Genomic DNA, 14,498 nt, shown 5'->3' on the forward strand with positions numbered 1-14,498 from the left:
TTTTAAATAAATAAAAATAGGTATACTCTTTTATATACCTATTGAATGCAATAAATTAGCCTGATTTATGTGTGCCGTTAAGGAAACCGGAAAGCAAATTAGTATGGTTGCTCCTTTTCCTGTTAACCCACTGAAAGTAAGTGAATAGAATTTTAATATTGAGTAACGCCTATGATATACCCGACAGCTTGTACAATCACATTCCACTTTTTATTGCAGTCACAGATCGGATAAGCAGTGAATTAACACCATGATAAAATGCCGCTTACCGATAGAGCTGAATTTTAATCTATTTATCAAATAACCTTAAAACATGAGAAGACATCTCCTATTGAATTTTGTTCTGGTGCTTTGCCTGGTGTTTCAGGCAATGGGCCAAGGTAGAACAGTTTCTGGTAAGGTAACTGAAAAAGCAACCGGCCAGGGCTTGCCTGGTGTTTCGGTTGCTGTTAAAGGCACCACAACCGGAACCAATACCGACATTGATGGTAGTTATACATTGAGCCTTCCTGCCAACGTAACAGACAATGTTACACTGGTTTTCAGGTTTGTAGGCATGGCAACGCAGGAAGTGGCGCTTGCAGGCAGAAGCTCTGTTAACGTTGCGCTGGCTCCTGATTCAAAACAACTGTCTGAAGTAGTAGTAACCGGTTACTCTACTCAGAACAAGCGCGAAGTATCCGGCTCTATTGCAACTGTAAAGGCAGAGGAAGTAAGTCAGGCGCCGCTTGCATCTTTCGATCAATCCCTGCAAGGTAAGGCTCCTGGTATTCTGATCCAGGCGCAATCAGGGCAGCCGGGTGCTGCTGCTGCTGTTGTAATCAGAGGTAAAGGCTCTGTAGTTGGTAATAACGACCCGCTCTACATCCTGGATGGTGTTCAGATCTCAGCAGGTGATTTTGCAACACTAAACCCTGCAGACTTCGAAACTTTCAACGTGCTGAAGGATGCAGCCGCCACTTCTATCTATGGTTCCAGAGGTGCGAACGGTGTAATTGTAATAACCAGCAAAAAAGGTACAGCTGGCAAAACCCGTATCAACTACAACGCGCAGTACGGCTACTCAAATGCACCTTCCAACAGGCTGGAAGTAATGGACTCTAATCAGAAACTTGATTATGAGCTTGCTAATGGTAACCCGTACGAGTGGACGGATGAAGACCTTACCAGACTTAGAGCGATAAACACTGATTGGGAAGACGTATTCTTCAGAACCGGTAAAACAGCCAACCACACGTTAAGCGCTTCAGGCGGATCGGAGAAAACAACATACTTTGTTTCAGGCTCCATCTTTGACCAGACCGGTACAGTTGAAAACACAGGATTGAAGCGTTACACAGGTAGAGCCAACGTGGGAAGCTCTGCAGGTAATTTTACTTTTGGTCTTAACTCAACGTTCGGTTATTCCGAGTTTACCAACACCAGCGAAAACAACTCCGGAATCGCTTCGCCGCTGAATGCTATCCGTTGGACAAACCCTTACGAAACTCCTTATGACGAGGATGGTAACTATACTGAGATCGTTTCAGGTCAGCCAAATGCGCTGCAGGAGTTGCTTGAGAACAGATACCTGAGACAACAGATTAAAGGTGTTGGTAGCATTTATGTTGCGTATGCGGTGCCTTTCGTGAAAGGCTTAACCCTGAAAACCAACTGGGGTGGCGACTTCACAGGCAACGAAACCAACAACTACATTGATCCAACTACATACACAGGAAGCTTTGCAACTGGTCGTTCAGGTAGTTTAACAAGAGGTTATGGTCGCTTCTTCAGATACACAGGAACCACCTCTGCATCTTATACAAAAGAATTTGGCACAGACCATAGATTAACTGTAGCCCTCTTCAATGAGATAGTTAAGACGAAAGGCAATAACTTCTCTTTTACAGGTTATGGTTTAGGCGGTGCGTTTGACAACGAATCAGGCATCACTCCTGGTACAACAGACAACGGCTTTATACCTGCTGTAAATGGTAACGGAAGAATAAATGCGCTGCTTTCATACTTTACTGATGTTCAGTATGGTTTCAAAGATCGCTACTTCCTGAGCCTTGGTGCCCGTCGTGATGGCTCATCCCGCTTTGGTGCCGACAGACGCTTTGCTAACTTCGGTTCTGTAGGTTTCAGCTGGATCGTTTCGGATGAAAGCTTCATGGAAGGTCTGAGAGACGTTGTGTTTAACGACTTGAAATTCAAGGTTAGCTACGGTTCTGCAGGTAACCAAGCGCTTGCTGATGATTTTGCCTCAAGAGAACTGTTTTCACGTGCTGTGTATAATGGGGTAAGTGGCTTGACGCAAACACAGCTGGCTAACGACCTTCTGCAGTGGGAAAGAAGAACTACCTTTAACACAGGTATAGAAATGGCAACGCTGCAAGGCAGATTAAAAGCAACCGCAGAGTTCTATAACTCGCTTACTTCTGACCTGTTCCTGGATCGTCAGCTTTCAAGAACTTCAGGCTATTCCTCTATTAACTCTAACGTTGGCGAGCTAAGAAACAGAGGTGTGGAAGTCTCGCTGGATGGAGACATTGTAAAAACAGGTGATTTCACCTGGAGCGCTAACGCGAGCGTAACCTACAACAAAAACGAAATTACGAAGCTTGTAGGCGATCAGCAGGAAATCGAAAATGGCATCTACATCAACCGTGTAGGGGAGACGATGAACTCCATTTACCTGGTTCGTTATGCCGGCGTAAATCCAGACAATGGTGATCCTCAGTTCTACACAAAAGATGGCGAGATCACAAATGTGTATGATCCGAATGATCGCGTGATTGTAGGTTCAACTGAAGCTCCTTTCTTCGGTGGCTTTGGCACTGCCCTTAACTTTAAAGGTTTTGAAGTAAGCACTTTCTTCAGCTTTGTGAAGGGCAATGAGATTTACAACAACGACCGTTCAAACATCGAGAACCCGCAATACCTGTACGATAACCTCGCGACTACAATGCTAACAGAGTGGAGAAAGCCTGGTGATATCACCCAGATCCCTCGTCCGGATGCTGCCTGGTACAACGACAACACAACCAGAATGGTGGAGTCCGGAGACTTCCTGAGACTGCGTAACATAAACATTTCTTACACACTGCCTCAGACGCTGGTGAGCCGACTTAACCTGAGCAGCATAAAACTGTACGCACAGGGCCAGAACCTGAAGACATGGACTGATTTTGCTGGTTTCGACCCGGAGATCTCTACTGGCGTTCTAACCGGTGCTCAGTATCCTGCCCTCCGTACCGTTACTTTTGGACTTAACGTTGGTTTCTAAAATTTTAAGTAGCTAAAAAATGAAGATTAATAGATTATTATTTATAGGCCTGGGATTAAGTTGCTCGCTGGTATTTTCAGCATGCGATGATGTGATAGATGTTGAGCCAACGTTCCAGAAAGATAGAGCTGAGTTGTTTAAGAACCTGGATGAATACGAATATGCATTAACGGGTGCTTACTCCTTGTTCCGCCAGACAGGATATTACGGCAACGGATCTCAGACTACAGGTGCTTTTTCTGTATTGCCTGATATGATGGGCACAAACGTGGTAGAAACCAATGAGGACCTGGGTAACTTTGTTAGCCAGACTGACTGGATCTATGCTGCCGATGATGCTGATATTGCAGTAACCTGGCAAGCGGCCTATGCTGTTATCAACCAGGCCAATATCATCCTGAGCAACATTGATCAGTTTGCCGCTACAGATGCAGAGCGTGTAAATCGTATAAAAGGTCAGGCCTTGGCTATCAGAGGATTTGCACATTTTGATATCCTGAGATACTGGGGCGTAAACTTTGATCGTAATTCCACAGCTTTGGGCATTCCTTACAAAACTGCTGAGGATAAGGAAGAATTGCCTGTGCGTTTAACTGTAAAGGAATCGTACGATAAGATCTTAAAGGATCTTACAGATGCCGAAGCGCTGCTGGGCGATGTAGACAAATCAGTAAATTCATCCTCTAGCAGAGCTTATATTGACCAGGTGGCTACCAAAGCTATGCTGGCGCGTGTTAATTTGTATGCAAAGGAATATGCTGCAGCAGAAAGCTATGCTACTGAGGTAATCGAAGCCAAACCTTTAGCTTCTAAGACCAATTTCCCTAGTATCTGGACAGATGCGTCTCAAAGTGAAGTGATCTGGTCAGTTCCTTTCGCTGCGGGACAGGGTAGCCCGGCTAACAGCCTTTATACAGCTTCCGGAAACCGCAACAGGTACAGACCTTCCACAACTTTAGTGGGCACTTATGATCAGAAAAATGATATCCGCTTCCCAGCTTACTTTACTACTAAGACCAGATCAGGTACTGCACGTCAGGTTGTAAATAAATTTATGGGTCGTGGTACAGCCATGGATAACCTGGTGAACTGGAAAGTGTTAAGAACCGGCGAAATGTACCTGATTCGTGCTGAAGCAAGAGCTATGACAGGTAATTCTGTTGGTGCTATGAGTGATTTGAACGAACTGAGAGCAGCCAGAATTAACAACTATGTTCCGGAAGTACTTGTTGGTCAGGCTTTGCTTGATGCGATTGCGTTAGAACGCCAGAAAGAACTATTTGGTGAAGGCCATCAGTGGTTTGATCTGAAGAGAACTACACGTACTATCGAGCGCACAGATTGCGGATCAGCTTCACAATGCACGCTGGCCCCGGATCACAAAGCTTGGGTTTGGCCTATTCCACAAGGTGAGATCATTGCCAACCCTAACATAGCAGCTCAGCAATCGCCAGGATACTAGTATCAAAGCCAATATCTTGCGCTTAAACAAAATAGCCTCTGCTGTCCCTGACAGGCAGAGGCTATTTTGTTTATGGCCGCAGCTATTATTAAGTATAAACCTTGCTATAGTTTTACATACTTCTTTCCCCAGCAAAGCTAGATACAATTTGTTTGAGCGGGGATCATAAGAAGACTTGCAAGCTAATAGCAAGGATTCATCTCAGAAGGTATAAGCCAAGTATAAACAAAAGAGGGGCCTGCTCACAGGCCCCTCTTTTGTTTATACTTGGCAGATTAATAACCAGGGTTTTGCTCCAGTTGTCCGCCACTGGCGTCAATTTCTCTTCTAGGAATAGGCAGTACAAGTGTCGGGTCGTTCCACGGGATGGTATAGGTTACTTCACCGGTATCAGCGTCATGGCCCTGCAGGTCTGTTTTTGTTCTGCGCAGGTCGTGGATCCGGGCTCCTTCATAGGCAAGTTCCAACCGGCGCTCCAGTAGGATGTCTTCCAGAGTTACACTGGATAGTTCTTCCACACCTGCCCGCTTCCGGATCTCGTTAATGTCTTCCACAGGTGTAGCACCTACCGCTGTGCCTAGCCTTGCATTCGCTTCTGCCCGTATCAGGTACATTTCCGCTAAACGAACAATCGGCAGGTTCTGGCCAGGGCTCAGCCACTTACCGGAGTAAATGCGGCCGGCACGCCTGCCTGTACCAATGTAAAAGAGCTCTGTCTGGCGCGTATCATTTTCCTCGTACAGGTCAAAGGTGGTATAACGGTTTGGGTTGGCGTCCGGGTCAAAATCACTGATGATCTGGACATCACCTCTTCCTACACCTGGCAAACTGGCGTAGAACGTTGACAAGCCCTCATTTGCATCACCGGCATTGTTCTGATCGTTCTGCTGGATCTCGAAAATAGACTCGGCCGTGTTGTCATTCCGGAAAGCTGCAGTTACAGTAGGATTGAGTCGGTACAAGCCGCTTTGTATGACACGGTCTGCCTCATCACGTGCGGATGCAAAATCACTTTTTTGCAGGTATACCCTCGCCAGAAAGGCACTGGACGCATACGTGGTGGCGCGGTTATCGTTTATGTCCGGCAGAAGTGTTTTAGCACTTTGGAGGTCTTGTATTACTTGCGTGTAGACTGCTGCAACACTTGCGCGGTCATACAGCGTCCTGGCTTCGGCTTCGGTAGTAGTTGGCGTTGTTTTGATTATTATTCCCGGATTTTGGGCAGGATCTCCATCATTCCAGTCTCTGGCATAGAGCCGTACAAGCTCGAAATGCATAATCCCTCTTACAAACAGTGCTTCCCCTTCTATCCGGTTACGCTGTTCCTCATCTTCTGCCACATCCAGGTTGCTCAGGATAATGTTTGCCTGGTTAATGGCGTTGTAAGCTGCTATCCAGGTGCTACTGGCTAAGGAATTGTTCTCCGTCATGGATTTGGTCTCCAACTCACGGTAGTTCTGGAAAGTGCCGCGCCAGCGCAGGTTTTCTTCTGCTCCAAGCAGTTCAGGCGCCAGAACAAGGTCAGTGCCATAGAGTTCAGAACCTCCCAGGATAGAGTACATACCTATTACGGCACTCTCCAGGTCATCGGCTGTTTTGATGGCATCCTCTGCGCTTACGCCCTGCTGCGGTTCTACATCCAGCAGATCATCGCAGGCGGTTGTGCCTAACAGTGCCAGCAGTATGATCGTCAGTATCTTATTTTTCAGTTTCATAATTTCAGATTTTTGTTAATTACAGACCGATATTGATACCTATCGTGAAGGTCTTGGCAAGCGGCGGTGTGTAAAAATCGTGACCAAGGGTAACGTTGCTGCGGCCAAAGTAAGTGGTATTCACTTCCGGATCGTAGCCTTCGTAGTCGGTAAAGGTGTGAAGATTGGTGCCCTGCAGGTAGATCTTAGCTGAAGTCAGCTTAAACCTGCTAATGAGGTCTGCCGGAATGTTATAGCCCAGGTTTACGTAATTGATGCGCAGGAAAGAACCATCCTGCACCCACCTGGATGATTTACCTGCTCCATTCCCTTCATATAGCCTGGCTTGCGGCACATCGGTTATATCTCCGGGCTGCTGCCATCTGTCCAACTGGTCTTTTGTCTGATTATCAAAATAGTCTGCGTTAACCGACTGGAAGTAGCCTGCTACGTTGTAGAGGTCGTTGCCTTCCACAAACTGCAAAAGGATGCCCAGGTCAAAACCTTTATAGGAGAAGTTGTTGGTTAAGCCGCCCTGGAATTCAGGGTTCGGGTCGCCGATTTTTTGATCTTCGGCCAGGCTATAGTCGTTAGTGGTTTCATTGCTGCCGGCTCTAACGTAGTACAGGGCATCACCTGTGAGTGGATCGGCACCAGCAAACTTAGGACCCCAGAACACACCCATCGGCTCACCTTCTCTGATTTGGCCGACAAAGCGTTCGCCACCAAAAATGGTGGAGCCGTTCAGGTCAGTTACTTTATTCCGGTTGCGGGCTATGTTAAAGTTGGTCGTCCATTCAAAAGCACCAACCAGGTTGCGGGAGTTTATAACAAATTCAAATCCTTTGTTTTCCAGTTTGCCCAGGTTTTTGGTGATGATGGTAAAACCACTGTATCCCGGAATCGGCAGGTTAAGCAGCAGGTCATTGGTGTTCTTGATATAATAATCTATCTCGCCTGTAAGCCTGTCGTCAAAAAAGCCATAGTCCAGGCCCACGTCAAACTGCGTTGTTTTTTCCCATTGCAGGTCTTCGTTTGGCAAAGTAGTAAGTACGATGCCTGCCTGGTCTTCATAGAAGTTGGCCTCGTACAGTGACAAAGGTGCAAAGTTGCCAATCTCGGCATTACCGGTAATTCCATAGCTGGCTCTCAGTTTCAGGAAGCTAAGTGCATTTAAACCTTCCATAAAAGGCTCCTGGTTTATGATCCATCCTGCAGAGGCTGCGGGAAAAGTGCCATAGCGATTATCTTCTCCAAATCTGGAAGAACCATCTATGCGCACGCTGCCGCTGAACAGGTAACGTTCCCTTAATACATAGTTGGCACGGGCAAAGTAGGAAGCGAAGTTATAGCCTGTGCCTGTAGTAGAACCACTCGTAATACGTGCGGCGCTCGCTATTTTTTTAAAGTTATCGTTGGGGAAACCTCGACCTTCTACAGAGCCGGCGTTTGTTCTGCTGCGCTGGTAACTAAAACCGCCAAGTATCTCAAGTTTATGTATATCCTGGAGAAGTGTACTGAAGGTAAGTGTGTTGTTTGTATTATAGTTGGTTGAGGTAAGTTGGTTTTGGTAGCCATAACCGGTAGGTCCGCCATCCTCTGTGTTACGGCCGAGGTAAATTTCCTCGTTCAGATTCAGGTAGTCTATGCCATGCTCCGTTCTGAAGGTTAGATCTTTAAGTATATCAAACTCCAGGAAGGCAGTGCTGATGGTTCTGTGGGTAGTAGCTTCGTTAGAACCGTCTTCCTGATCAATCAGGTTGTTGTAGTACAACGTATTTCTGTTAAGCTCGCCTGTGGCTGGGTCTATCTTCGGCTGGATAGGCGGAATGGCGTTTAGCTGCACCGGATTGGAAAAGGCGTTATCATCAGAAACACGCTGGTTCAGTGTACGGATAAGCGAGATGTTGGTACCCACCCTGAACCGATCGCTTATGCTATGGTCCAGGTTAAAGCGACCGGAAGCCCTGTCAAACTCATTCCCAATGATAATACCATCCTGTGTGTTATAGTTACCGTTTATGTAAAAACGTGTCTTTTCGGTTCCCCCATTCAGAGTCACTTCATACTGCGATACACCACCGGTCTCGAAAGGCTCCTCCCACCATTTCTGGTTGTAGGGCGAGTTGATGTCCAGGCCATTGCCTTCAAACTCTTCAGCGGCATCGTAACCCATGTTTTCGGCTGCTTCTGTAAAGAGATCTATATATTCATCTGCATTCAGAAACTCCCTGATGCGAGTTGCTTTGCTAAAGCCGGTGTAGTAGTTAAAGTTAACATTCGTCTTGCCGGCCTTGCCACTTTTGGTCGTAATCAGCACAACACCGTTCGAAGCTCTTGATCCATAGATGGCAGAGGCAGAGGCATCTTTCAGAATCTCGATGGATTCGATGTCGTTGGGGTTGATGTCGGCAATGGGATTGAGCGGCTCTGAATTCGTAGTGCCTAAGTCAGCTGAGGTAACCGGTATACCATCTACTACATAAAGCGGCTGGTTACTCGCTGAAACAGAGGAGGCGCCCCTAACACGGATATTCATACCTTGCCCTAGTTTGCCACTGCCCTGGTTGATGTAAACACCGGCCGCACGACCCTGCAGCGTAGACTCCAGTGTTGGGGTTGGGATGTTGGCGATCTGGTCGCCCGTTACCCGGGCAATGTTACCTGTCAGCTCTTGCTTTAGCTGGGTACCATAGCCTGTCACCACTACTTCGCTCAACTGCTTTTCATCAGCACGCAATGTTACGTTTATGGTAGACCGGCCATTTACAGGAACTTCCTGGGTGGTCATGCCAATAAAGCTGAAAACCAAGGTGGCATTGGTAGGCACTGTGAGGCTAAACTCTCCGTTAGAGCCTGAAGTAGTACCGTTAGTGGTACCTTTTTCGAGTACGGTAACGCCGGGTAAAGCAGAGTTATCGGTGGCTGATGTTACACGCCCTGAGACCTGTAATGTTTGTGCCCACCCCACACTGACCAGAGCAAGGCATAGGACAAAGAGGAGTAAAATTCTTTTCATGTTTTTGGGAGATCAAATTGAGGATTATAGTACTTAGTTTTAAACGAATTTGATTTTATAAAGATGTAATTGCAGAATTGAATAGTTTGGAAGGGAGTAGAATAAGGGTGATGGTAATGCAATTGGGTATAGAAGTAGCTGCCTGTTAGATGAAAACAGGCAGGAAAGTACAATGTGCAGGTATAAAAAAGCAGAGGCTCCGAATTCCGAGCCTCTGCTTTTTTATACTTTAAATTATGTTAATAACCAGGGTTTTGTGTCAGGTTCGGGTTCACCTCGATTTGTTGCAGCGGTATCGGCCACAGGTTACGGAAAGCTTCACCGTCCTCTTCGCAGAAACCAAGTCGCTCGCAGGTCAGGTTGTAGCGTTTCAGGTCCATAAAGCGCAGGCCTTCGCCTACAAACTCATAGCGTCGCTGCAACAGGATCTCGTCCAAGGCTGCGGCATTGGTAAGAGCTCCGGTAATAGGGGATAAACCCGCACGTTCGCGAATTACATTGATGTCTGCAATCACCTGCGGATCGGCTTGTGCACCCGGAGTACCTTGTCTGGCACGGGCTTCGGCACGGATCAGGTACATTTCAGCCAGGCGGATTACAGGCACGTTGTCTGCGTTCTCGGCCACGTCTTCATACTTGAGCAAGCGGTTGCGGTTGCCTTCAAAGCGAGTTGTTTGTGCAAAGCGTACGTCGCCCTGGTCTCCTGCAGCTTTGAACTGGTCGAAGAAGGCTTGGCGAAGGTAGAATTTCTGACCACCGGTTCTGGGATCAGAGGCACTGCCCAGGCCATTGGCGTCAAATGTGGTAAAGTTCAGCTCAAAGATAGACTCGGCATTACCTTCTCTTACGAACAGGTCGCCAAAGTTTGGAAGAATCTCGTAGCCACCTGATGTAATAACCGCATCAGCGGCAGCCTCGGCCGACGCATTATCGCCGCGCTGCAGGGAAACTCTTGCCAGCAAGGCAACTGCCGCGGCAGAAGATGCCCGATAAGGAGCATTACTGATGGCAGGGCCCAGGTTCTCTGCGGCAAACATCAGGTCAGCGATGACGGCATCGTATACCTGTGCTTCTGAAGAGCGGGGCAGCGATTGCACTTCCGGAATGGTGGTGGTAGGAGTTGTAACTACCGGTACGCCACCAAACACTCGCAGCAGGTCGAAGTGTGCCAGTGCTCTTATAAATCGCATTTCAGCGATATAGCGATTGCGGGTCTCCTCGTCCAGGTCAGCTAGTTGCTCTGCTGCTCTTATTACTGTGTTGGCACGGTTAATCGCTACGTAAATGGAAGCCCAGGTATTCGCTATTTGCAGGTTCGATGCCCTGATGTCGCGTGTCGAAACTTCTACGTCCGTGGTGAATGTACCCCGGTGCTGCATGTTATCAGCATACACATCCTGGTAAATAAGGTAGCGCAGCCCATAGTAGTTGGAGTTTTGCAACGCGCTATAGGTACCCAGTGCAGCCCTGTTCAGGCTAGTCTCATCGGTTATTGCTTCTTCTATATCAACCCCGGTTGTAGGTTCTACATCCAGTGTATCTTCACACCCGGACAGTACACTTAGACCAAGGGCGAGCATTATTATATAAGAGTATCTTTTCATGGTGATGCTTGTTTTATTTTCTGATTACAACCCAAGGTTAATACCAAATGTGATAGTGCGTGCCTGCGGGAACGTGTAAAAGTCTACACCAATGGTAGTATTAGACGTTCCGGCAAAGTTTACCTCAGGGTCAAATCCAGGATAATCGGTGAAGGTGATCAGGTTCTGGCCCTGTGCATACACTCTCAGGCTTCTCACGCCAATGCGCTCTACTAAGCTGGTTGGCAGGTTGTAACCCAGAATCACGTTTTTGAAGCGCAGGTAAGAGCCGTCATAAATAAACCTGGATGAGTTGCTACGGTTGTTATCGTTCGGATCGTCTACGGTAGCTCTCGGGATGTCAGTTCTGTCGCCTTCGCTCTGCCAGCGGCCTCTTACCAAACCCAGCATGTTATCGTCCAGGAAGTCGTTGCCCAGGTGCTGCTGATACTGGTGTGCCGGGTTGGCAATATCGTTGCCCTGTGAAAATTGTAAAAAGATGTTCAGGTCAAAGCCTTTGTAGCGGAACACGTTGGTGAAACCGCCTACAAAATCCGGCTGTGCATCGCCAATAATGGTCAGATCGTCATCCGTGATCAGGCCGTCGTTGTTGATGTCGCGGAAGTTAACGTCACCAGCCTGCGCACCTTGCCCCTGGCGGGAAGCCGGGATTTCATCGGTTGTGCTGTACACTCCGTCTGTGATGAAGCCATAGAAGGTACCGATCGGCTCACCTTCGCGCAATACCAGCGAGTTACCGCCAAAACCATAGAAGATATCCTGGCCCTGGTACAGCTCCGTTACCTTGTTTCTGTTGAAAGAGATATTGAAATCACTGGTCCAGTTGAAGGCATCGCCGGTACCTGAAATGTTTACGGTATTTAAGGCAATCTCAAAACCCTTGTTTTCTACAGAGCCGATATTGGAAGCATAGCTGGCAAAACCATTCTGCGTTGGTATAGGGCGGTTAAACAACAGGTCCGTTGTCTTCTTGATATAATAATCTATTGCCAGGTTAACACGGTTGTTGAAGAAGCCGATATCGGTACCCACGTTAAACTGTTTTGTCTCTTCCCACTTCAGGTCAGGGTTCGGAATCTGTGTCTGAGCAGTACCTGGTCTGTCGATGTAGCTGGCACCAGCCGCTACAAGGCCAAGGTAAGCGAAGTTGCCGATCTCCTGGTTACCCGTGATGCCGTAAGAAGCTCTCAGCTTCAGTTCGCTCAGGGACTCTATACCAGACATGAAATTCTCCTCGATCAGCCTCCAGCCTGCTGAAATAGACGGGAAGTAACCATAGCGATTGTCTTCAGCAAAGCGGGAAGAACCGTCGGCACGGAAGTTAACACCCAGCAGGTATCTGTCTCTGAGAGAGTAGTTGGCTCTGCCAAAGAAAGATACAAGGTTGTTCTCGATGAAGGTATTGGAGCCTGCGTTCACGCGTACGGCGCTGCCAACGTAGCGGAAGCGTTCATCCGGGAAACCAAGGCCGGTTACAAAGGCGCTTCTCAGGGAGTTGTGCTCATTGGCGGCACCGATCACTGCTGAAATGTTATGTACATCGTTTAGCAGCTTGTTGTAAGACAGCGTTGTTTCGAGCAGGCGCTTGTTCACGGTGCTGGTAGCGTTGGTGGCAGAACCCTCGGTAGGAGTGGCAAAAGAGCCGGGATAGTTGGTGGCGGTAAAGCGTCTTTCGTCAATGTTCAGCACATCAAGGCCGCCTTTAACCTGCCATTCCAGGCCCGGTACAAAGGCATACTTGGCAAAGATGTTGCCTATCGCTCTAAGGTTCTGTGTTTCATCGTCGTTTTCGGTGCCCTCTGCTACCGGGTTAGTATAAAAGTAGTTTGGTCTGGTATATTCGCCATTATCATAATAAACCGGCCAGATTGGGGAAGCAGCCAGGGCGTTGGCAAATGGTCCGTATAAGGTGTTGTCGCTGACAATACGGTTGTTGTCGGAACGGCTGAGCTGTATACTTGTACCGACGCTAAACTTGTCGTTGACAGTGTGGTCCAGGTTCAGGCGGGTGGAGTAGCGCTTATATTCGCTGCCAATGATGATACCTTCCTGATCAAAATAAGCGCCCGATAAATAGTAGCGGGTTTTAGCATCGCCACCGCTTAACGATAGTTCATAGTTTTGAATCGGAGCGGTTCTGGTTACTTCATCAATCCAGTTTGTCTTGGTAGGGGTAAAGTCAACGCCTCCGTAATAAAAGTCGAGGAAGTCTTCGAAGGTGGCATCGGAATCCAGGTAGCCGTCATTTTTATAGGCCTCCAGCATGATCTGGCTATACTCGTCGGCATTCAGAAAATCCGGCTCCTTCCACATTTTCTGGAAACCGGCATAGGCGCTCAGGTTGATCTGGGTCTTACGGGCGGAGCCGCGTTTCGTCGTGATCAGCACCACACCGTTCGCCGCTCTGGAACCATAGATAGCCGCGGCCGAGGCATCCTTCAGAATGTCGATGGATTCGATGTCGTTCGGGTTTAGATCAGCGATCGCGTTCACGCTCTGGCCACCATAGCCCAGCTGGGAAAAGTCGCCTGTGGTGAGCGGCACGCCATCCACCACATACAGCGGCTGGTTACTGGCCGAGATAGAAGAAGAACCACGTACACGCACGCTGATGCCGCTACCCGGCGTACCAGAGTTTTGCGAGATCTGCACACCTGCTGCACGGCCCTGCAGTGCCTGATCAACCCCCACTACAGGCAGGTCCTGCAGTTCTTCGGAGGTTACCTTGGCGGTAGCACCGGTTACTTCGCGCCGCTCCTGCGTACCATAACCCACTACCACTACCTCTTCCAGTTGCTTTTCGTCGGTACGAAGCTGCACATCAACCGTGGAGCGGCCTTGTACCGGAACTTCCTGCGTAATCATGCCAATAAAACTGAATACCAGCGTAGCATTCTGCCCTACTGTAAGGGTATAGTCACCATTTGCACCGGTGGTGACACCGTTCGTTGTACCACGCTCAAGTACTGTAACACCTGGCAGGGCAGTTCCGTCTGTTGCAGAGGTCACCCTTCCCGATACAGTCTGAGTCTGTGCCCATACACTGCCAAGCAGCGCAAAGACGAAAAAGAAGCTCATCAGTATACTCTTCTTCATAGGGATTTTAGTTTGTTGAATGATTGATTTACGTTAAGCACTGTACTCCGCACGCTGTAGGTAGTTGTTTCGCTACTGCTTCTGAGCTATAATAAGACATGCCCGCATTTCGTCTGCTAATCAGCAGCACACAGGATTGGACAGCGAAAAAATAGCAAGCAGCTACTCTCATGCGACAAAAGCGATCTATTTTGTTCTGTTGTAGGGAATAGTAAAGCCACTCCTTTACCGTAAAGAGAGAACTATATAACGGGAAAGGCCGAATTTATCAGGTGAACGTTGCTAAAGCCTATAAAATCAATAGCTTATACTAACTTCAATGCTTGATGTTACAGTGGCTAAACGTTTATTTTTA

At 47.9% G+C, this 14,498-nt stretch carries 6 protein-coding genes; 2 read left to right on the forward strand and 4 right to left on the reverse strand.

Annotated elements, in window-relative coordinates; genetic code table 11:
* The first annotated feature begins 313 nt into the window (after nt 1-313).
* Together MJ611_RS20100 and MJ611_RS20105 are read left to right on the forward strand one after the other, a co-directional pair.
* Nucleotides 314-3,268 carry a SusC/RagA family TonB-linked outer membrane protein gene (locus tag MJ611_RS20100; protein WP_250432244.1) on the forward strand — a complete coding sequence of 985 codons (2,955 nt, stop codon included), beginning with the start codon at nt 314-316 and terminating at the stop codon, nt 3,266-3,268.
* 19 nt (nt 3,269-3,287) lie between these two features.
* Nucleotides 3,288-4,730 carry a RagB/SusD family nutrient uptake outer membrane protein gene (locus MJ611_RS20105; protein ID WP_250432245.1) on the forward strand — a complete coding sequence of 481 codons (1,443 nt, stop codon included), beginning with the start codon at nt 3,288-3,290 and terminating at the stop codon, nt 4,728-4,730.
* A 275-nt stretch (nt 4,731-5,005) separates the two neighbouring features.
* On the opposite strand, the gene MJ611_RS20110 is transcribed toward MJ611_RS20105, so the two are convergent.
* The 4 genes from MJ611_RS20110 to MJ611_RS20125 form a co-directional block, all read right to left on the reverse strand.
* Nucleotides 5,006-6,445: a RagB/SusD family nutrient uptake outer membrane protein gene (locus tag MJ611_RS20110; RefSeq protein WP_250432246.1), complete on the reverse strand. Its 1,440-nt coding sequence runs from the start codon at nt 6,443-6,445 to the stop codon at nt 5,006-5,008.
* A 19-nt stretch (nt 6,446-6,464) separates the two neighbouring features.
* On the reverse strand, nt 6,465-9,443 hold the full coding sequence (locus tag MJ611_RS20115) for a SusC/RagA family TonB-linked outer membrane protein (RefSeq protein ID WP_250432247.1): 2,979 nt from the start codon (nt 9,441-9,443) through the stop codon (nt 6,465-6,467).
* Between the two features lie 239 nt (nt 9,444-9,682).
* Complete coding sequence (locus tag MJ611_RS20120; RefSeq protein ID WP_250432248.1) at nt 9,683-11,047, reverse strand: RagB/SusD family nutrient uptake outer membrane protein; 1,365 nt, start codon at nt 11,045-11,047, stop codon at nt 9,683-9,685.
* Between the two features lie 24 nt (nt 11,048-11,071).
* The gene (locus tag MJ611_RS20125; RefSeq protein ID WP_250432249.1) at nt 11,072-14,143 is read right to left on the reverse strand and encodes a SusC/RagA family TonB-linked outer membrane protein; all 3,072 of its coding nucleotides are present in this window, start codon (nt 14,141-14,143) and stop codon (nt 11,072-11,074) included.
* Nucleotides 14,144-14,498 lie beyond the last annotated feature (355 nt).

Source organism: Pontibacter ruber, from assembly GCF_023630205.1.
In the GTDB taxonomy this organism is placed as follows: domain Bacteria; phylum Bacteroidota; class Bacteroidia; order Cytophagales; family Hymenobacteraceae; genus Pontibacter; species Pontibacter ruber.